18 protein-coding genes and 1 tRNA gene are annotated in these 19,541 nt (G+C 66.7%); 8 read left to right on the top strand and 11 right to left on the bottom strand.

Annotated elements, in window-relative coordinates; genetic code table 11:
- Nucleotides 1–17 precede the first annotated feature (17 nt).
- Nucleotides 18–94, top strand: a tRNA-Met gene (locus C8K14_RS18365).
- Between the two features lie 179 nt (nt 95–273).
- Nucleotides 274–1,548, top strand: a complete 1,275-nt coding sequence (locus C8K14_RS18360) for an MFS transporter (protein WP_158271958.1) — start codon at nt 274–276, stop codon at nt 1,546–1,548.
- Between the two features lie 43 nt (nt 1,549–1,591).
- Here C8K14_RS18360 and C8K14_RS18355 read toward each other — a convergent pair whose 3' ends face one another.
- The 3 genes from C8K14_RS18355 to C8K14_RS18345 form a co-directional block, all read right to left on the bottom strand.
- Complete coding sequence (locus C8K14_RS18355) at nt 1,592–3,907, bottom strand: CDC48 family AAA ATPase (RefSeq protein WP_054132489.1); 2,316 nt, start codon at nt 3,905–3,907, stop codon at nt 1,592–1,594.
- Nucleotides 3,908–4,276: 369 nt separating this feature from the next.
- Complete coding sequence (locus tag C8K14_RS18350; RefSeq protein WP_107718200.1) at nt 4,277–5,044, bottom strand: class I SAM-dependent methyltransferase; 768 nt, start codon at nt 5,042–5,044, stop codon at nt 4,277–4,279.
- Nucleotides 5,045–5,151: 107 nt separating this feature from the next.
- Nucleotides 5,152–5,931, bottom strand: a complete 780-nt coding sequence (locus C8K14_RS18345; protein ID WP_054132487.1) for a universal stress protein — start codon at nt 5,929–5,931, stop codon at nt 5,152–5,154.
- Between the two features lie 106 nt (nt 5,932–6,037).
- Between C8K14_RS18345 and C8K14_RS18340 the strand changes: the two genes are divergently transcribed.
- Together C8K14_RS18340 and C8K14_RS18335 are read left to right on the top strand one after the other, a co-directional pair.
- Nucleotides 6,038–6,721: a glutathione S-transferase family protein gene (locus C8K14_RS18340; RefSeq protein WP_107718107.1), complete on the top strand. Its 684-nt coding sequence runs from the start codon at nt 6,038–6,040 to the stop codon at nt 6,719–6,721.
- 119 nt (nt 6,722–6,840) lie between these two features.
- Nucleotides 6,841–7,161, top strand: a complete 321-nt coding sequence (locus tag C8K14_RS18335; RefSeq protein WP_233251141.1) for a hypothetical protein — start codon at nt 6,841–6,843, stop codon at nt 7,159–7,161.
- Here the strand turns inward: C8K14_RS18335 and C8K14_RS18330 are convergent.
- The 6 genes from C8K14_RS18330 to C8K14_RS18305 all read right to left on the bottom strand — a co-directional run bounded on the left by C8K14_RS18330 (nt 7,158) and on the right by C8K14_RS18305 (nt 12,915).
- Nucleotides 7,158–7,568 (bottom strand): DUF983 domain-containing protein, encoded by a 411-nt coding sequence (locus C8K14_RS18330; RefSeq protein ID WP_062788054.1) that lies wholly within the window; start codon nt 7,566–7,568, stop codon nt 7,158–7,160. The genes C8K14_RS18335 and C8K14_RS18330 overlap by 4 nt on opposite strands.
- Before the next feature lie 71 nt (nt 7,569–7,639).
- The gene (locus C8K14_RS18325) at nt 7,640–9,436 is read right to left on the bottom strand and encodes a bifunctional UDP-sugar hydrolase/5'-nucleotidase (RefSeq protein WP_369974067.1); all 1,797 of its coding nucleotides are present in this window, start codon (nt 9,434–9,436) and stop codon (nt 7,640–7,642) included.
- Between the two features lie 71 nt (nt 9,437–9,507).
- A complete protein-coding gene (locus C8K14_RS18320; RefSeq protein WP_107718111.1) occupies nt 9,508–9,993 on the bottom strand; it encodes a thermonuclease family protein in 486 nt (161 codons plus the stop codon).
- Between the two features lie 385 nt (nt 9,994–10,378).
- On the bottom strand, nt 10,379–10,969 hold the full coding sequence (locus C8K14_RS18315) for a Smr/MutS family protein (RefSeq protein ID WP_107718113.1): 591 nt from the start codon (nt 10,967–10,969) through the stop codon (nt 10,379–10,381).
- On the bottom strand, nt 10,966–12,168 hold the full coding sequence (locus tag C8K14_RS18310; protein WP_062788068.1) for an MltA domain-containing protein: 1,203 nt from the start codon (nt 12,166–12,168) through the stop codon (nt 10,966–10,968). Before C8K14_RS18310 ends, C8K14_RS18315 begins: the two co-directional genes overlap by 4 nt.
- Before the next feature lie 66 nt (nt 12,169–12,234).
- Nucleotides 12,235–12,915, bottom strand: coding sequence for a Tim44/TimA family putative adaptor protein (locus tag C8K14_RS18305; RefSeq protein WP_107718204.1), 681 nt, complete (start codon nt 12,913–12,915; stop codon nt 12,235–12,237).
- Nucleotides 12,916–13,285: 370 nt separating this feature from the next.
- On the opposite strand from C8K14_RS18305, the gene secB reads away from it, so the two are divergent.
- The 4 genes from secB to C8K14_RS18285 all read left to right on the top strand — a co-directional run bounded on the left by secB (nt 13,286) and on the right by C8K14_RS18285 (nt 17,352).
- A complete protein-coding gene (secB, locus tag C8K14_RS18300) occupies nt 13,286–13,813 on the top strand; it encodes a protein-export chaperone SecB (protein WP_022675928.1) in 528 nt (175 codons plus the stop codon).
- Nucleotides 13,814–13,857: 44 nt separating this feature from the next.
- Nucleotides 13,858–15,444 (top strand): murein biosynthesis integral membrane protein MurJ, encoded by a 1,587-nt coding sequence (gene murJ, locus C8K14_RS18295; protein WP_107718115.1) that lies wholly within the window; start codon nt 13,858–13,860, stop codon nt 15,442–15,444.
- Nucleotides 15,445–15,457: 13 nt separating this feature from the next.
- Nucleotides 15,458–16,474, top strand: a complete 1,017-nt coding sequence (trpS, locus tag C8K14_RS18290; protein WP_062788050.1) for a tryptophan--tRNA ligase — start codon at nt 15,458–15,460, stop codon at nt 16,472–16,474.
- Between the two features lie 212 nt (nt 16,475–16,686).
- Nucleotides 16,687–17,352 (top strand): DUF4136 domain-containing protein, encoded by a 666-nt coding sequence (locus tag C8K14_RS18285; RefSeq protein WP_107718117.1) that lies wholly within the window; start codon nt 16,687–16,689, stop codon nt 17,350–17,352.
- 24 nt (nt 17,353–17,376) lie between these two features.
- On the opposite strand, the gene C8K14_RS18280 is transcribed toward C8K14_RS18285, so the two are convergent.
- Together C8K14_RS18280 and C8K14_RS18275 are read right to left on the bottom strand one after the other, a co-directional pair.
- Nucleotides 17,377–18,525, bottom strand: a complete 1,149-nt coding sequence (locus C8K14_RS18280) for an acyltransferase (RefSeq protein WP_255420074.1) — start codon at nt 18,523–18,525, stop codon at nt 17,377–17,379.
- A 116-nt stretch (nt 18,526–18,641) separates the two neighbouring features.
- Nucleotides 18,642–19,490, bottom strand: coding sequence for a metallophosphoesterase (locus C8K14_RS18275; RefSeq protein WP_107718121.1), 849 nt, complete (start codon nt 19,488–19,490; stop codon nt 18,642–18,644).
- Nucleotides 19,491–19,541: the final 51 nt, after the last annotated feature.

The raw sequence follows: 19,541 nt of genomic DNA, 5'->3' as shown, positions 1-19,541 counted from the left end.
ACGGGGCCGCAGCGCATCGCGGGGTGGAGCAGCCCGGTAGCTCGTCAGGCTCATAACCTGAAGGTCGCAGGTTCAAATCCTGCCCCCGCAACCATATCAAATCATGCCAGACCGCCTCAGGAAAACCCGAGGCGGTTTTTTTGTGCCCGGCGCAGGTCAAAATTGCGCAGCCTGATAGGTCGCGCCTGCAATATCGTATCCCGGACACAGGCCGTTGGTGCTAGGCGCCGGCGTGGGCGACCGTGCCCGAGCAGCCACCTGGATTATTGCAACGTGTCCTTGTCCATCCAGCCCCGCGTGGCGCCTGCCGCGCATCCGCTGTCCATTCCCGCCTTTCGCCATTTCTGGATCGCGCGCATCTGCGCGATGCTCGCGCAGAGCAACCTGGTCGTGGTGCTGGGCTGGGCAGTTTATGATGTGGCACGTCTGTCGATGGACATGAAAGCGGCTTCGCTGCGAATCGGGCTGATCGGCTTGTCGCAGTTCCTGCCGGTGCTGCTGATCAATCCTTTCGCCGGCCTGGTGGCCGACCGCCACGATCGCCGCCTGGTGGTGCGCCTGGCCTTGCTGGTGCAGATGCTGGCCGTGGGCGTGCTGGTGGCATTGCAGGCCATGGGCCGGGCCGATCTGCCGGTGTTCTACCTGGTGGCAGCAGGGTTTGCTGCCGGGCGTGGTTTCTATGCCCCGGCGATGAATGCGCTGGCCCCGGCGCTGGTGCCGGTAGAAATCCTGCCGCGCGCCATTGCCGTCAGTGCCATCGCTGGCCGGATCGGCGGCATTGTGGGCCCGGTCTTGGGTGGCTTTGCCTATGGCGTGGCGCCGGCATTTGCCTATGGCCTGACGCTGGTCCTGCTTGGCGCGGCGCTGGTGGCGCAACTCGCCATCGGGCCACATGGTGCCAATCGCCCGATGGCCAACGGCAAACCCCTGGCGCATATCCTGGAAGGGCTGCGCTATTTGGTGCGCAGCCGCATGCTGCTGGGTGCGATCAGCCTGGATCTGTTTGCCGTGCTGCTGGGCGGGGCAACCGCCATGCTGCCGGTCTATGCGCGCGATATCCTGCATGTGGGGCCGAGCGGGCTTGGCCTGCTGCGCTTAGCCTCGTCGGTCGGGGCGGTGTCGACGGCGCTGTGGCTGTCATGGCGCCCGGTGGAAAATGGCGTGGGCCCCAAGATGCTGGCGGCAGTGGCGCTGTTCGGGGTAGCCTCGGCCGTGTTTGGCATTTCGCGCTGGTTGCCGCTGTCGCTGGCGATGCTGGCCCTGGCCGGCGCCGCCGACATGATTTCGGTCTATGTGCGGCAGACGCTGGTGCAGGTGGTGACGCCCGACGCCATGCGCGGCCGCGTGGGAGCGACATCGGCCTTGTTCATCACTGCGTCCAACGAACTGGGTGAGATGGAAAGCGGCGTTGTCGGGGCGATCCTGGGGCCGGTTGGCTCCGTGGTGTTTGGCGGAGTGAGCGCAGTGGCCATTGCCTTGGCCTGGGGACGGCTGTTTCCCGAACTGAAGCGGGTGCAGCGCTTTGACGAGCTTCTGCCTGAATCATGAGAAAAGCCCCTCGCTGCCTTGTCAGCGAGGGGCTTTTTTCGTTTCAGCCGTGCTTGGTTTCGCGGGTGGATTGCACCATGCCCGGCGCCAGGAAGCCGATGGTCGGGCTCGGCTCTACGGCGCGCTTCTTGAGCTCACCCTTCATCCGGGCGTATTCCGCTTCCATTTCTTCGGTCACCGTGGCGCGGGAATCGGCCAGTGCATCGGCAAAATCCGCCGCATTGACCGACTGTACGTTGCCGCCTGCGCGGCGGATGGCGTTGAGGCCGGCGCGGCGCACCACGTCTTCGAGATCGGCACCGGTAAACCGCGCGGTCTGGCGGGCGACATCGAGCAGATCGACATCGGCCGCCAGCGGCATGGCGCCGGTGTGGATCTTGAGGATATGCGCGCGCCCTTCCAAGCTGGGCGTGCCGACATAGACCAGTTCATCGAACCGGCCCGGCCGCAGCAGCGCAGGATCGACCAGGTTGGGCCGGTTGGTCGCGCCGATCAGCACGACCGACTGCAGCTCTTCCAGCCCGTCCATCTCGGCCAGGATGGTGTTGACCACGCGCGCCGTGACCTGCGGCTCGCCGACACCCGTGCCGCGCGCCGGAACGAGGCTGTCGATCTCGTCGATGAAGATCACGCACGGCGCAACCTGGCGGGCGCGGGCAAACAGGCGGGCGATCTGCTGCTCGCTTTCGCCAAACCACTTGCTGAGCAGGTCTGACGACTTGATCGCAATGAAGTTGGCTTCGGCCTCCTTGGCGACGGCCTTGGCCAGCAGGGTCTTGCCGGTCCCAGGCGGGCCGTAGAGCAGGAAGCCCTTGGCCGGGCGGATGCCGAGGCGGTGGAACGCCTCGGGCGTCTTGAGCGGCAGCTCGACGCCTTCCTTGAGCTTGGCCTGGGCATCATCGAGCCCGCCGACATCGGACCAGCCGATGGTGGGGGCCTGAACCATGACCTCGCGCATGGCCGAGGGCTGCACGCGCTTGAGCGCTTCGAGGAAATCGTCACGCACAACGCGCAGGTTGTCGAGCACTTCGGGCGGGATCGTCTGCCGTTCGAAATCGAGGCGCGGCATGATGCGGCGCACCGCCTCGATCGCCGCCTCGCGGGCGAGTGCGGCCAAGTCGGCCCCGACGAAGCCGTGCGTAGTGCGGGCGAGTTCGCGCAGGTCGACATCCTCGGAGAGCGGCATGCCGCGCGTGTGGATGCCGAGAATCTCGCGGCGGCCAGGTTCATCGGGAACGCCGACGACGATCTCGCGATCGAACCGGCCGGGGCGGCGCAGCGCTTCATCCAGCGCGTCAGGCCGGTTGGTGGCGGCGATGACGACAAGGTTGGAGCGGCTGTGCAGCCCGTCCATCAGCGTGAGCAGCTGCGCGACGAGGCGCTTTTCCGCTTCGCCGGAAACCTGGCTGCGCTTGGGAGCGATCGAGTCGATCTCGTCGATGAAGATGATCGAAGGCGCGTTCTGGGTCGCTTCCTCGAACACTTCGCGCAGGCGCTTTTCGCTTTCACCATAGGCCGAGCCCATGATTTCCGGGCCGTTGATGGTGAAGAAGCTGGCGTCGCTTTCGTTCGCCACGGCGCGGGCCAGGCGGGTCTTGCCGGTGCCTGGCGGGCCATGCAGCAGAACGCCCTTGGGCGGATCGACGCCCAGGCGGGTGAACAGTTCGGGATAGCGCAGCGGCAGCTCGACCATCTCGCGCAACTGGCGGATGGTGTCTCCCATGCCGCCGACATCGTCATAGTTGACGTCGGCGCGGCTGCTGCGCGGCTCTTCGTATTCGGCGCGCAGTTCCACCTCGGTGCTCTCGTCGATGTGCACCACGCCCTTGGGCACGGTGGAGACGACGGTGAGGCGGATCTGGGTCAGCGCGAAGGCTGGAGCGTTGAGCATCTGGCGCAACTGGGCAGGCATGTCGCCCCGGTTGACCTGCTGCTGCCCCGCCGTCGCGACCAGATCGCCGGTGAGCAGCGGGCGCCCAGCAAAGTTGCGCTTGAGCGCGGCAGCTGGCCCCTGCAGGCGCAGATCACGCTGCGCCGGGGCAAACACCACGCGCTGTGCCGGGCGGGAATCGATCCGCCGCACTTCGACATGATCGCCCGAGCCGACATCGGCGTTGGCGCGCTGCAGACCGTCGAGCCGGATCAGTTCGAGCCCTTCATCCTCGGGATAGGGCAGCATCACGCGCGCGGCGGTGCTGCGCTTGCCGATGATTTCGATGACGTCGCCTTCGGTTACGCCCAGCGTGCCCATCACGGCACGGCTGATGCGGGCGATGCCGTGGCCGGATTCCTCTTGCCTGGCGCCTGCGACCTGAAGACGGGCGATGCGATTTTCGCCCAAAGTTGCTGCCTCTGCCATTGGCCCTCTTTTCACCCTCGGCGTTGCGCATGTGGCATGGCGCCTCGGGAGGTTTGCGGATCGGGGCAGATCTGCCCCGCTTGCACCCTAGCTAGGATTGCGTGCCACGGTTTTCAAACGCCAGGCCGCAGCTTTCGTTCTCGGGAGTGATCGAGCGCGATGGTGCTGGGGTTTTGGCGGGATGGCAAGCCGGGCGCTGGCGCCGGCACAGACATAGAGCAAAAAAAGGGCCCGGCTGTTGCCAGCCAGGCCTTTGGAAGTTTGGGAGAGGATGCCTGAAAGGCAGGATTTGTATGCCTTGCATCCTTGTTTTGTGCAAATGCGAAAGATGAAATATGAATTGCGTTTTGCGCAACTATCTGCCGAATGTCAGGCAGGCCGGCGAAAGCGCAAGGCAAAGCGATCGGTCTTTCCGCGCAAGGCGGGATCGAAAACGATTGCAGTGTGCGGATCGTCGTTGCGCTGCAATACGCTGCTTTCAGCGTCGAGCACGAAGCCGGCGGCGAGCATGTCGGCCTTGACCTGGGCAGGATCGATGCGGTGGAGCGTATCGGCAACGGTGGCAGGGGCGCCAGCCGGGCCGACGTGATCGACGATCACCACGGTGCCACCGGGACGCAGCGCGGCAAACCAATTGGCCAGCGTGGCAGCCACCGGGCGGGCGGGTGTGGCATTGCCATGCGCCGCCGGCAGATAGAGATCGTGAAATTCGAGGTGGGCGAAAATCGCGTCGAGGCTGCCCGGCGCGAGTGTCATCGCGGAAGGCGGGGTAACGAGCATCAGCACATTGGCATGCGCCTTGGCCACGGCGTCGAGCGTGCCGGGCTTGAGATAGGCCGGATTGGCCAGGGCATAGACACGACCCTTGGGGCCGACGACATCGGCGATCAGTTCGGAATAATACCCGCCGCCGGCGCCCCAATCGGCCACGACCTGGCCGGGCTTGAACCCGGCAAAGGCAAGCACTTCGGCCGGCTTGCGGCTTTCATCGAGGGCACGGTTGGCGGCGCTGCGCGCCGGATCGGCCAGCGCCTTGGTGATGGTAGCAGGCGCTGCCGGCGCGGCAGCCGCGTGAGCGCCCGTGGCGGCGAGGGCAATGCCCAGGGCGAGTGAGGCGAGAAAACGGTGGCGGCGCATCGGCATGAACTCCCAAGGTTGGCGGCAGCCCCTGCGCCACCACCTTGGGTGTGATCATGCCAGAGCGGCGCGAACGGGCAAGTGCCCGGCCGCAAACAATGCTTGTCTTAGTGCGCCAGCAACAGCGGCAGGGTGGAATTGTCGAGCATGGCGCGCGACACCCCGCCCAGCAGCAATTCGCGCAGCCGGCTGCGGCCGAAAAGGCCCATGACGATCAACCCCGCACCCAACCGCCGCGCGGTATCGACCAGCGTGGCGGCGATCGGCCCGGCGGCCTGGATCGCATGGGTTTCGGCATGAATGCCGTGGCGCGACAGGTAGGCTGCTGCATCGAGCGCCGGAAGCGCGTCGGGCTTTTCCTCGACCGCCACGATATGGACGGCGCTGGCGCGGGTGAGCAGCGGCAAGGCGGCGCGCATGGCGTGCGCGGCCTCGATCCCGCCATCCCAGGCGATCATGGCCGGGCCGGTGAAATCGACCAGCGGCGCCCCCTTGGGCACGGCGAGCACCGGGCTGCGCACGCCGAGCACGAGTTCCTCCACCAGCGGATCGGCCAGGCTGGTGACGACCACATCGGCAAAGCGGGCACTGGCATAGGCGGCGGGGATCGGCGCCTGCGCGGTTTCCATCACGTCGAATGGCACGTCTTGCGGGGCCAGGCGGGCATCGACCTTCTCGGCCAGGGCGCGGTCTTCCTCGCGCACCTGGGCGATCACTTCGGCTGTGAGCGCCGCGCCGCCGAACGGCTCCCACACTGCCATTTCGGCAAAGGGGCTGGCGATCTGTACGCAGACATGGCCGTTGGTGACGCGGGCCAGGGCCAGAGCGGTTTCGAGGCGGTCATCGAGCGTCTTGGCGCCGTCGACCGGGCAGAGAATGGAGCGCATGGGGATCCTCCTTCTTCCAACAATGCCCGCAGTGTGGCACCGGGAAGCCGCAGCGCCATGACCTGAATCAACCGGCGTGGATTTCCTGCGAAAAGGGGCGCCGGCCATGACCTATACCCTGATCACCGCCAACCGAAACTATTCCAGCTGGTCGTTGCGGCCCTGGCTGCTGATGAAGGCGCTGGGCGTGGCGTTTGCCGACCGGATCGAGCCGTTTGCCAAGCCGGTGAACTACGAGGAATTTCGCGCTTTTTCGCCCACTGGGCAGGTGCCGGTGCTGATCGATGGGGACACCACGGTGTGGGATTCGCTGGGCATCGCGCTCTATCTTGCCGATCGCCATGGCGGTGTCTGGCCCGAGGCGGGAGCCGCGCGCGCCTTTGCGCAAAGCGCGGTCTGCGAAATGCACGGCGGCTTTGCCGCCTTGCGCAACGATTGCACGATGAACGTGGGTGTGCGGGTGCGCCCGGTGCCGATGCGCGCCGAACTGGTGCGCGACGTGGCCCGCGTGCGCGCATTGTTCGAGAAAGGACTCGATCGTTTCGGCGGCCCGTGGCTGGCCGGGGCGGCGTTCAGCGCGATAGACGCGTTCTTTGCCCCCGTGGCGTTCCGCATCCGCACCTATGGCCTGGACGTGGGACGCGGGCAGGCCTGGGTGGACCATATCCTGGCCCACCCGGCGATGCTGGATTGGGAACGGCAGGCCCTGGCCGAAACCTGGCGCGAGGAAAGCCATGAGGCCGAACTGGCGCAGGCCGGCATGATCGTGGCGGATTATCGCCAGGGCTGAGCCTGCGACACGCAGTTCTTGATTGCCCAGGCCTGTGATGAAAGGATCGCCAACGTGAACGGCGTGGGGACCGGGTGAAGGGGGCGATGATGCGGCGGCGATGGTGGCTTGGCGCGGGTATGGTGGCTCTGGCTCTGGCGGGCGGCGTGGCGGAGGCACAGCAAGCCGCACTGGCGCCATCGACAGCACAGGTGGCAGAAGACCATTCCGGGCTGACGCGTGAGCGCTTTCGGCGCAATTGCCTGATGTGCCACAACCGCGCCGCGCCCGAGGGCATCGCGCCCGAGATCATGGCCGGGCTCTATCCCGAACCGGGCAAGGCCCCGCGCGACATGATGCCTGGGCTGGTGTGCTGGCGGCGGTGCACGGCGTGTCGCCTGCCCGATGCAAAGGCCAGCGCCAGCCGGCCGAGCCAGCCGGCGCAACGCCCAGGCGCTTAGGGCTCTTCGCGCTTTTCCATGCGCGCCCACAGGCCTTCGGTGCCGGCCTCGGTGGCCTTGTTCACGTATTGCGAGGCGACCAGCCAGCCCTTGAACGGGCGCAGCGAGCCAAGGCAGCCAACCGCCAGGATCGGCACCGAGGTGAGCAGGTGGACCCACCAGGGCGGGCTGAACGCCACTTCGAGCCAGACCGCGAAGAAGGTGAGGGGAAAGGCGGTGAGGCACAGGGCGAAGAACGCCGGCCCATCGTCCGCCCGGGCAAAGCTGAGGTCTAGGTCGCAGGCCGGGCAGCGCTGTGCCAGCTTGAGCCAGCCATCGAACATGCTGGCCTTGCCGCAGCGCGGGCACAGCCCTTTCCACCCGCAACGCAAGATCCAGCGGAATTTCGGATTATCCAGCAGCGCCATCGCCCGTGTCTCCCTTGGCTTGATGCCTAGGACTGTGGCGACGGCGCTGCAACCAGTGAGTGGGCAGGTAATCAGTGTGCAACCAGAGTGACGCGATCCTCTGACGGCACCTGGCGCACCGGGACGGCGGCGATCCACGCCTGCAGCGCGTCAAGATCGGTCATGCCGGTTACCGCGTCGGGCTTGTCGGCCAGGTCGGTGAAGGTATCGCCCCCCAGCGCGAGGAAGTTGTTGACCGTCACGCGGTAGGTGGCGGCAGGCGCGACCGGCTTGCCGTTGACCGTCAGGCCCACCACGCGCGCGCCGACGGGGCGGGCCAGGTCGATGGCAAAGCGCACGTTGGCCGATACCGCCAGGCCCTGCTTGGGCCCTTGTTCATCCAGGCCCTGTTCCAGCACGGCCTTGAGCTGCGCACCGGTGAGCGTTTCGGTGACGAGCGTGTTGCCGAAGGGCTGGACGCGGTAGATATCGCCGAACGTCACGGTGCCATCGGCTGCCGGCACCAGGCTGGTGCGGATGCCGAAGGGGTTCATCAGGGCGAGCTGCGCGCCGGCGCTGCGGGTTGCGGCCAGTTGCGAATCCGCGATCAGATTGCCCAGCGTGCCCCCGGTGGTCACCGCGCCGTTCTCGCCGCGCTGCGCCGGGCCGGACAAGTGGCCAACCGGCTTGGCGGCATAGACCTTGGCCGCATCGACATAGCGCTGGACATAACCGGCGACATCAGGGCGCGGGGCAAAGACCGGGAAGCGATCATCGTGGCCGACCAGCCGCGTGGCCGATTGATAGGGATCGGACTGGACAATGACGTTGTGCGCCTGGGCCGTTATCACTTTGTGCGTGGCAGGATCGATCTGCAGGGCAATATCGGTGACCATTTCGCCATAGAGGCCCGCGCTGGTCAGCAGCAGGGGATGCGCCGCGCCGGCAGCAGGGAACTGGCAGATATAGGCCGCGTGGGTGTGGCCCGAAACGATCAGGTCAACGCCCGGGTTCAGCCGCTTGATGATGTCGAGGATCGCGCCCGACATGCCGTTGCAGCCCTGCGGATCGGGGCTGCCCTGCTGCTTGCCGCCTTCGTGGATCAGCACGACGATGGCATCGGCCCCGGCGGCCTTGAGCCGGGGCACCTGGGCGTTGATCGTGGCGGCTTCGTCTTCGAACGTCAGCCCGGCGATACCGGCGGGATTGACCAGCGTGGGCGTGGTGCGCGTGGTCAGGCCGATCACGCCCACGGTCACCTTGTCGGCGCCGCTGCCAAACGTCTTGAGGCCGGTGGCTGGGAACAGGGTGTGCCCATCCTTGTCCACCGTGCTGGCCGCCAGATAGCGGAAGCTGGCGCCGGGAAAGGGTTCGAGCTGGCATGGCTTGTGCGCCGTGAACTGGGTGCAGCCGCCATTCTGCATGCGCAGCAGTTCATCGCGGCCGCGGTCGAATTCGTGGTTGCCGACGGCGTTGAAATCCACGCCGATGCGATTCATCACCCCGATCGACGGCTCGTCGAGATAGAGCGAGGAGGCCACCTGGCTGGCGCTGATCATGTCGCCGGCCGAGAGCGTGAGATGGTTGGGATAGCGGTTGCGCACGCTGTCGACCGCGCTGGCCAGCCACGCCGCGCCGCCGGCGGGAACCTGGGCGGTGCCGCCATGGTCATCGGGCACCAGCACCGATTGGTGGGGCGGTTCGAGCTGGCCGTGAAAATCGTTGAACGCGGCAATGCCGACGGTGACCAGGTGCGGGGCGGGCGCAGCGGCCGGAGCCTGCACCACGCGGGTTGGCTGGCCAGCACAGGCCGCCAGGGCCAGGAACGAGGAGAGGATCGTGCCACGCAGGGTAATGCGTGGAAACAAAGGGAAAAGCGGCTTGGTCAAGGCGGCGGCTTTCAGCAACGGGAGATGCCCGCCCATAGCCGCTTGCCATTACAACGGGAAGGCGCCTGGTTTCATCTGCACCAATTTCCGCGCCGGCCCTGCCAGTGTTCGGCCAGGCCCTCTGCCTCGAGCCGGGCACCCAGGCTTTGCCCCTTGCGCACCACCACGCGCAGCGCGCGGCCATAGCGGTCTACCGGCCGCCCCTGGGTAACCAGCGAGAAATGCCCGGCATTGAGCAGTTCGGTCAGCCGCTCGGTAGCCTTTGCGCCCAGGTCCGCTTCTTCAGCGCAGCCGGGGTGGCTGACTTCCGGGGCGTTGATATCGGCAATGCGGATCTTGGTGCCCTGATACCAGAACGTGTCGCCATCGACGACGCAGGTTACCCGGCGGTCGCTGCCGCAGGCGGCAAAATGGCCGGCCTCTTCGTCCACGCGGGGCATCGCCGCTTCGGGCGGCATGGCAAAGGGCGTGGGCGAGGCCAGGGCCAGTGGACCGCCGCCGAGCACGACCAGAATGGCGGAAAAGGCGATGGCACGGCGTGCGGAAGAGCGTTTCATGGGGGGAGCATGACCCGTTTGTTGTGCCGTAACGAAGCGCAAATACTACTTAAAGTACTAGTGCTTAGCGAGGTTACGGAGCCTTGATTTGTGCGCCGCAACAGGGCGCTAGGCCGCGTTAACACAATTGCTCCAAAATGGAAGAATGTTGAGGCTGCGCCCTGCGCGCTTTTGGCCAGCCGCACAATTGGTGCGGACGGGTTGCGCTGCGCGGCTCAGCCGGCGCTGCGATGGCGGTGATGTGGGAAAAGGTACTCCGCGCGTCCGTTGGCGACGGGCAATGGGGTGCGCTTGGGGAACGCGCGGAGCCTTATGGTTGTCCCTTGCAGCAGACGCGGCGGCAATTCGCACCCGCGCTTAGGACTAGCGCGTAGGCTTGCCGCGATCAGCGCGGGCGGCGCAGCACGATATAGACGGCGCCGGCGCCACCGTGACGGGGCTGGGCCGGGCGCACCGCGGCGATGCGATCGGCATAGGGGCTGGCCGCCAGCCAATCGAGCAGCTTGGCGCGAATCGCGCCGCGCCGTTCACCGCGCAGGTCATGATCGCCATGGGGGCGTGGCTTGCCGGTCACCAGCAGGATCACCCGCGCGCCGATCGCCAGGGCCTGCGCCAGGCTGGCGAGCAGGCGGCCGTGCGCCAGGTCGAGGTTGAGGCCGTGGAGATCGATCGAGACATCGGGCGAAATCGTGCCACGCGCCAGCTTGCGGTCCCAACTGGCGTCGAGCCCCTGGCCATTGGCGTGGAGCGGACGCGCGGGCTGCGCTGGTGCTGGCGGAGCGGGGCGCGGCGGTGGCACGCGGCCCTTGAGCTTGCGCGGCGGTGGGCTGGCTGGCTCGTTCGCGGCGGGCAGGGCTGCGACAGGCGTTGGCCCCGCCGCACGGCGTGCCGGAGGATGCAGCGGGGTGACGGTATCGGCCACCTTGCGCCACAGCACGAGTTCATCGGCACTCAGGCCGCGCGGGCCGCGCCTCATCGACCGAGCCGGGCCAGCGTGCCCTTGGGCAGCAGGACCAGGGCCTGGCCATGTGCGCTCATGCCGCCGGCGGTTAGGCGGGCATCGGCGCCGGCCCCCCAGAAGCTGTCGAAGCGGTTGGGCCCCTTGATGGCGCCGCCGGTATCCTGCGCCACCCACAACCCGCTGACCTGCGGGCGATCAACCTGGAGCCAGACGGGGGCGCCCAGCGGCACGAAAGCCGGATCGGCCGCCACGGTGGTGCGCGGGCTGACCGGCACGCCCATCGCGCCGATTGCGCCGGGCTGGGTGTTTTCGCGGAAGAACACGTAGCTGCGGTTCTGCCGCATCAGCGCATCGCCTTCCACCGGGTGATCGTGGATATAGCGCAGGATGCCCTGCATCGATCCGGGATACTGGCCGGGGCCGGTGCCGATCAGGCCCTGCTGGGCCATGACCGTGCCGATGCCGGTGTAGTCCCAGCCGTTGATGGCGCCATAGCCCAGGCGAATGACGCTGCCATCGGGCGCGCGCAGGCGGCCGGACCCTTGCACCTGCAGGAAGAACAGCTCTGCCGGATCGGCCGCCCAGGCGATTTCCAGGCCCTTGCCGGCGAGGGCACCATCCTCGATCTGGCCGCGATCGAAATAGGGCACGAACTGCCCGGTTTCGTCATAGCGGCCGAGTGGCTGGCGCCCATCGGGCAGTGGCGGGGCATCGCCCGGCCGGGCGCGCACCAGATCGGCCGGCACGCCATAGACCGGCACGTCGAAGCCGGGCTGGTGCGTGCGCACACCAGCGATCTCGGGCTCGTAATAGCCGGTGACGAAAGTACCACCATCGCCGACGCGGGCGGTTTCGAAATAGCCGTCGAAGAAGGCGGTGGCATTGTCGCGCGGCCATGTGCGCGCGGCCGCGCAGGCAAGGGCCCAATCGGTTGGCTGGGTCAGGCCGCTGCTGTCGCTGCGCCGGGTCAGGCCAGGGCATGAGGTGATGAACGCGTTGAGCGCCGCACCGGCATTGCCCGGGGCAAGGCCCAGCGCGGACGGTGCTGGCCCGCGCGCCAAGCCGGCGCTGACGGCCGTGGCGAGCGGCGCAGCGGCAGTGCCCGAGGGCGTGCGCGGTGGACCAGGCTGGCGCCCTGGCGGCGTCGCGGTGGGAACGCAGGCGGCCAGCAGCGAAAGGGCCAGTGCAAGACCGGCCCTTTGCGCAAGCGAAATTCGGGAGAGGCGGCGACCGGCGCAGGCCACGGGATCAGTGCCCAAGCCGGTCAGCCCACGTATGCCTTAGGCTTCATCGGTTTCGTCGAGCAGCCAATCGGGATCGCGCGAGGTAAGATCGCGCGAGAACGTCCACAGGTCGCGGCTTTCGATCGCATCGTTGAGCGAACCGGCAACAACCTGCCCTTGGGCATTGCGCGTGACGGTGGCGATATCGGCGATGAAGCGCACGGTGACTCGCGCCGTGGAGCCGGTGAGTTCGGCGCCGACGATGCGGGCTTCCTCGATGCGGATGAGGCGCGCGTCGAGCGTTTCACCAGCAGCTTCGCGGGCGTCGAGCGCGTCGGCAAAGCCGGCAAAGACATCGCCATCGCACAGAGCCTTGAGTTCCGAGCGATTCCCGCGCCAGAACGCCTCTAGCACCATGCCATAGGCGCTCTTGGCGCCAGCCATGAACAGGCCCACGTCAAACCGGCGATCGGCCGCGATGATGGCGCGGATGCCCGGTTCGGCATCGGCATCGAAATCGCGCGTCTCGGGCACCGGGGGGGCCAGGCGGTTGGCCGGCGTTGCCATGGCTTCGGGCAGACGCGGCGCCATCGGGCGAGCAGCGCCTTGCGGATCGGGTTGTTCGATGCGGCGGCGGACGGGCTCCTCGTTCTGTTCGGGGCGACGGCCCAGAACCGAATAGAGCCTCAGGCCCAGGAAGGCCGCGATCATGGCCACAATGACGATCTCAACAATCACACGCACATGTCCCGCAAAGGTAGCCTTGGAATGCCGATCCACGTTTTGCGCAGCGCGGCCGGCCACCGGTTGATCGTGCATCAAATAGGTACGAATTACAAATGAACAACGCGTGGACGGCACAATGGCGGATTCCCGCGTTGTGACGTTGCCCACCGACGAAGTCGCCCGGATTGCGCCCGTGCGCCGCCTGATCGCTGCAATCGCGCAGGCGCGCAGTTGGTTCCCGTCCTTTGGTGCAATGACCGCTGGCAGAGGGTGACTGGCGCGCCAGACGCAGTCTGTTGCCGGGCGTTGCGCACAATGCTAGGCGCCGGGCACGTTTACCCGGCGCATTCCCTGCGCCCCATCCGAACGAAAGCATGCGACCATGGCCGACGAAGGCAACATCATCAGCAATCTCTCCCTCGATGGCGCCGAAGGCGTGGTTTCAAACGGCGAAGACAACTCGCCGGCGATCGGGCTGATTTCCCAGTATATCAAGGATCTCTCTGTCGAGAATCCCAATGCGCCGGAAAGCTATCAGTGGACCGAGGCGCCCGAAATCCATGTCGATTTCAACATCGCCGCCCGCGCCCTGGCGCCCGAAGTTCACGAGATCGAACTCAAGATCAACGTGACGTCGAAGGGTGCCCAGGGCACCGCCTTCATCATCGAACTGGCCTATGGCGCGCTGATCGGCATGCGCAACGTGACCGACGAACAGGCCCACCCGTTCCTGTTCGCCGAAGGCCCGCGCCTGGTTTTCCCGTTTGCCCGCCGCATCGTGGCCGATGCCGTGCGCGACGCCGGCTACCCGCCGCTGCTGCTCGATCCGATCGACTTCAACGGCCTCTACATGGCGCAACTGGCGCAGGCCCAGGCCACGGCGACCGCCGAACCGGCCGGCCACGCCTGATTCGCTGATCGCCCGAGTCGCACCGGTCGCCTGAAGGACACCGCATGAACCTCCTGAAGGCGACCGGCACGATCGGCGGGCTTACCCTGGCCAGCCGCGTGCTTGGCCTGGTGCGCGACAGCCTGTTTGCCCGCTTTGTCGGCGCAGGCTTTGCCTCTGACGCGTTCCTTATTGCGTTTCGCCTGCCCAATCTGTTTCGGGCGCTGTTTGCCGAAGGGGCATTCTCCTCGGCGTTCATCCCGATGTTCAACAAGAAGGTGGGCGATCCTGCCGGCCAAGGGCTGCCTGATGGGCTGCGCTTTGCCGAAGAAGCGCTGGCGGTTCTGCTGCCGGTTCTGATCTTGATGACCGTGGCACTGGAAGTGCTGGCATGGCCGGTCACGCTGCTGCTGTCTGGCGGGTTCAACGGCGTTTCGTCCGAACAGTTCGCCTTTGCCGTGTCGCTCTCGCGGCTGACGATTCCCTATCTCATGCTGATCAGCCTGGTTTCGCTGCTGGGCGGGATTCTCAATTCGCTGCACAAGTTCTGGGTCAACGCGGCCGCGCCGATCCTGCTCAACATCACGCAGATCGTGGCGCTGTTCGGGTTCCACAATAGCGATCCGCTGCTGACCGCGCGCAACCAGGCGATTGCAGTGTCGGTTTCGGGCGCATTGCAGCTCGCCTGGCTCTACTGGTCGTGCCGGCAAAATGGGATCAGCCTGCGTTTGCGCCGACCGCGTCTGAACCCTGACGTGAAGGCCTTCCTCGCGCTGATCTGGCCGGCTGCGGCCGGGGCCGGGGCGGTGCAGATCAACCTGGTCATTTCCACCGCGCTGGCGGCCAAGCTGCTGGCGCATGGCAGCGTGACCTATATCTACATGGCCGATCGGCTGAACCAGTTGCCACTCGGGCTGATCGGAATTGGCCTAGGCACGGTGCTGTTGCCGACGATCTCGCGCCAGCTCGGCGCGGGCGAGGATGCCGCGGCGCAGGAAACCCAGAACCGCGGGATGGAACTGGCCCTGCTGCTGACGCTGCCGGCGACCATGGCGCTGGTGCTGTGCGGCGAACCGATCGCCGCCGCGCTGTTCGGCTATGGCCGCTATACCGCCGCCGATACCCACTTTACCGCGCAGGCCCTGGCCGCCTTCTCGATCGGCCTGCCCAGCTATATCCTGGTCAAAGTGCTCACGCCGGGCTTCTATGCGCGGCACGATACCAAGACGCCGGTGCGTTATGCCACGATCTCGATGGTGGTGAACCTGGTGGGCAACCTGGTGCTGATCGTGCCGTTGCAGCACATGGGGCCACCGCTGGCCACCGCGATCGCCTCGACCGTCAACGTCGGCATGCTTTATCATACGCTGCGCAAGCGCGGGCATTTCACCCCGGATGCGCAACTGCGCCGCCGCGCGCCGCGTCTGGCTCTGGCCGCCCTGGCCATGGGGCTGGTGCTGTGGGCCGGGCAGGGCGTGCTGACGCCGTATGTGCATGGCACCTGGGCCTTGCGCATCGGCGCGCTGGCCGTGCTGGTCATGGCCGGCATGGTCGTCTATGGCCTCGCCACCCTCGTTCTGGGGGCGTTCACGCGCGAAGACCTCGCGCTGCTCACCCGCCGCCGTCGCGCGGCACCCGCCAACAAATCGTAAGGCAAGACGTTCCATGCGTATCGTTTCCGGCATTCAGCCCACCGGCAATCTTCACCTCGGCAACTACCTGGGTGCGATCCGCAACTGGGTGGCGATGCAGGACGAATGGACCGCCAAGGGCGCGACCTGCCTCTATTTCCTGGCCGATCTGCACGCCATTTCCATGCCGCACGAACCGGCCCAGCTGGGTGCCAACACGCGCGAAATGGTCGCCGCGCTGGTATCGTGCGGGATCGATCCGGATCGCTCGATCCTGTTCAACCAGGCGCAGGTGCCGGCCCATGCCGAGCTGCAATGGCTTTTGAACGGCACGGCGCGGATGGGCTGGCTCAACCGCATGACGCAGTGGAAGGACAAGGCGGGCAAGAACCGCGAAGGTGCCTCGGTGGCGCTGTTCACCTATCCCGTGCTCCAGGCGGCTGACGTGCTGCTGTACCAGGCCACGCACGTGCCGGTGGGCGACGACCAGAAGCAGCACCTGGAACTGGCGCGCGACATTGCGCAGAAGTTCAACAACGACTTTGCCAGCGAAGACGCGCCCGTCTTCACGTTGCCCGATCCGATCATCCCGCCCGAAGCGGCGCGGATCATGAGCCTGCGCGATGGCACGGCCAAGATGAGCAAGTCCGATCCTTCGGACATGAGCCGGATCAACCTGGTCGATGACGCCGACACCATCATGCAGAAGGTGAAGAAGGCCAAGACCGATCCCGAGCCGCTGCCGAGCGAGGCGGCGGGGCTGGAAGGCCGGGCCGAGGCGCGCAACCTGGTGGGCATCTATGCCACGATGGCCGGCACCGATGTGGCGGGCGTGCTGGCGCAGTTCGGCGGCCAGGGCTTTGGCCAGTTCAAGCCGGCGCTGGGCGAACTGCTGGTAAGCAAGCTGGCGCCGATGGCCGAACGCTATCGCACGCTGCGCGAAGACCGCGCCGCGCTCGACGCGATCCTGGCGCGCGGCGCGGAAAAGGCGCGCAGCCTGGCGGTGCCGACGCTCGACGCGGCCTATGCCGCGCTCGGCCTGGTGCGCTGAACCACCACGCGGCCCAAGGCTGCCAGATGAACAGGGCGCTTCTCTCACGAGGGGCGCCCTTTCGTTCATCTCCCTGGATTTCGGAGCATTTCACCGCCCTGTGCGTTATTATTCAAGCTCCATTCAGCCCCTCGCAGGCATCATTTCGTCGTGCTAACACACGACCGGCGCCGGGGATTGGGGACACCGGTGCGCATAAGGAGTCGATAGTAATGACCAAGATGCTTCGGGCCGGCAAACTTGCCTTGCTGGCTGCTCCCCTTCTTCTGGCCTTGTCGGGTTGCGCCACCAATTTCGACGCCAAGGTTTCCCGCTTCCAGCGCGAACTGCCGGCCCCGGCCGGGCAGACCTTTGCCGTGGTGGCGGAAGATCCGCGCGACCAGGGTGGTCTCGAATTTTCGCAGTATGCCGGCCTGGTGGCCGCCAAGATGGCCAGCCTGGGCTATGTCCCGGGAGATCCGCAGACCTCTGACCTGGTGGTCAAGTTCGGCTATGGCGTGGACCAGGGCCGCGAGCATGTGCGCTCGACCGGCGCCTATGACCCGTTCTGGGGGCCGTGGTATGGCCCGGGCTTCTATGGCCGTCCCTATGGCGGTTTCTGGGGCCGGCGCGGCTGGGGCTATGGCTGGTATGATCCGCTGTGGGGCCCGGGCTTTGGCGGCGTTGACGTGGTCACCGTCTATACCAGCGGCATCGACATGAAGATCGAGCGCCGCAGCGACGGCAAGCGCTTGTTCGAAGGCAAGGCCCAGGCGGCCTCCTCTTCCAACCGCCTGCCCTATCTGGTGCCCAACCTGGTGGATGCGATGTTCACCGATTTCCCCGGCCACAACGGGGAAACCGTGCGCATCTCGGTGGCGCCCGAAAAGAAGAAGTAAGGCTGCCAGGCAGCCGGCTGGGCTTCAACCAGCCGGCGTGGCACCCGGAACAGACCCCGTGCCGGCAACGGCGCGGGGTTTCTGTCTATGCGGCATCGGGCGCGCACTCCAGGGTCCACGGGCCAGCACCACCGCGAGCACGAGCGCCGCTGCAGCGCCTGCCCAACTGGCCGAAGCCACATGCCATCCTGCCGCCGGGGCGAGCATCACGGCGAGATGCAGGATCGGCACATGCACCGCATAGAGTGGAAAGGACACGGTGCCGAGCGCGCGCAGCACGGCACCGGCCCCAGGCGTGGGCAGAGTCGCTGTTGCTGCCAGCCACAGCAGCAGAGGCAGCAGCACCAACGCGCACAATGAATCAGCATAGGCAGCCGTTGGCGGCAGCAAGCCTACGGCCAGAACCAGCGCAAGGGGAAGCAGGACGGTCAGTGGCCAGGGCAGCGCATGCCAGGGGCGATGGCCTGCCTGCCACTGACGGGCCATCCAGCAGCCAAGGGCATAGGGATAAAGCGTGCGCGGAACGGCCATGAGCAGTGAATCGGCACTGGGGCCAAAGCCAACACCGGCGTTGAAACCGATCATGATGGCCAGCACCAGCCCGGAAATGGCCACCACCACCAGCAGTGCTTGGTTTGACAGGCGGCACAGGAGCAAGGCGTGGACGGCATTTGCAAAAAATTCAAGCGCCAGGCTCCACTGCGGGCTGTTGAGCGGATAGCAATTACCGTTGCCGCGCCACTGCGGCACGAACAGCAGCGCCATCAGGAGCAACCTGGCCGTCGTGCCAGCATCGGCCGCCGGCCCTGCCAGTGCCGCCGCGCCGCCGAGCACCGTGCCAAGCGCCGCCAGTGGCCAGAGCCGGCGCACCCGCATCCCCATGAACCGCCACGCCGCCAAATTCGTGCCCAGCGCGCGATCAAACCGCAGTGCCAGGACAAAGCCGCTGAGTAGGAAAAACAGATCGACGAACAAATACCCCCGCATCAGCATGTGCAAGGCGCCCGTGCCAGCCCAGACATCGGCCCAGGGGAGGGGATTGCCATGGGCAGAACCCAGAATCTGGCGCGGCTGGGCCACGGCATGGTGGGCAAGCACGGCCAGAGCAGCCACCATCCGCAGGCCGTCGAGTACGGCAAGGCGCTGCGGAGCATGACCTGGTGCAATGGCCAAAGCAGGTGAGGGGGTGATAGCAGGCGCTCCTAACGAGTAGGCCGCAGGCTTGCCGCAAATGCTGTAAAATTGGGTAAAGGCCGCGCGTCTGTCTGACTGTCTGACGCGCGCCGGGTTCAGTGCACCGGCGGATCGACCGGCGGGATGGCGGCGATCGGCGCGACGGGTTCGCCCGGTTCGCGCGGGGGGAGCGCGTTTTCGGGGACGTCTTCGATCTGCATGGCGGGGGTGGGCACCGCTTCGAGGTTGCGGACGGTCACCTCGATATCGCCGTTGCGCAGGACGAGATCGTTGAAGCTGGGCGGGGTGGAGCGGGTGCGCAGCGAGAGCGTGCCCGCCCCGATCATGCGCACTGGGCCATGCGGGGTGGGCCGGATCAGGTCGAACGCGTCGTGGACATGGCCCGAGAGCACCGCCATCACCTGGCGGCGGGCAAGTTCGGCCAGGGCCTTGTTCCCATTGCGGGTCAGCGCCTTGCCGCGCGTGCCGGCCTCGACCAGCGGGTGGTGGCACGCCACGATCGCCCGCGTGCCGGCCGGCAGGGCATCGATGCGCGCCAGGCAATCGGCGAGGGCATGGTGGCCAACGTGGCCCTTGGACCAGTTGAAGCGCCACTGCGCGCGTGCCGTGGTCTTGAGCGGGACGATCGCCACGCCCGGCAGGTTGAGCGGCCGTTCCAGCACGTGTTCGATGGCGCGAAAGCGGCGGTAGGGATCGAAGAACCGCTCGATCGGATTGAAATAGGGCAGGTCGTGGTTGCCCACTTCGACTGTCACGGGCACGTCGAGCGCGCGAATCCATTGGCAGGCCGCGGCGAATTCGCGGTGCCGGGCGCGCATCGTCAGGTCGCCGGTAATGGCCACGGCGTCGGGCCGTTCCTGCGCCACGCAATCGACCAGCCAGGCCAAGGCCCGTGGGTCTTCCAGACCGAAGTGGATATCGCTGATATGAAAGATGCGCGTCATGCCGGGCGGGTTCCTTGGGGCTGCCGGCCGGCTTTTCCCGCGCGGCGCTGC

This window comes from Novosphingobium sp. GV079 (assembly GCF_003058045.1).
GTDB lineage: Bacteria > Pseudomonadota > Alphaproteobacteria > Sphingomonadales > Sphingomonadaceae > Novosphingobium > Novosphingobium capsulatum.
This window is presented reverse-complemented; position numbering and strand designations above follow the sequence as displayed.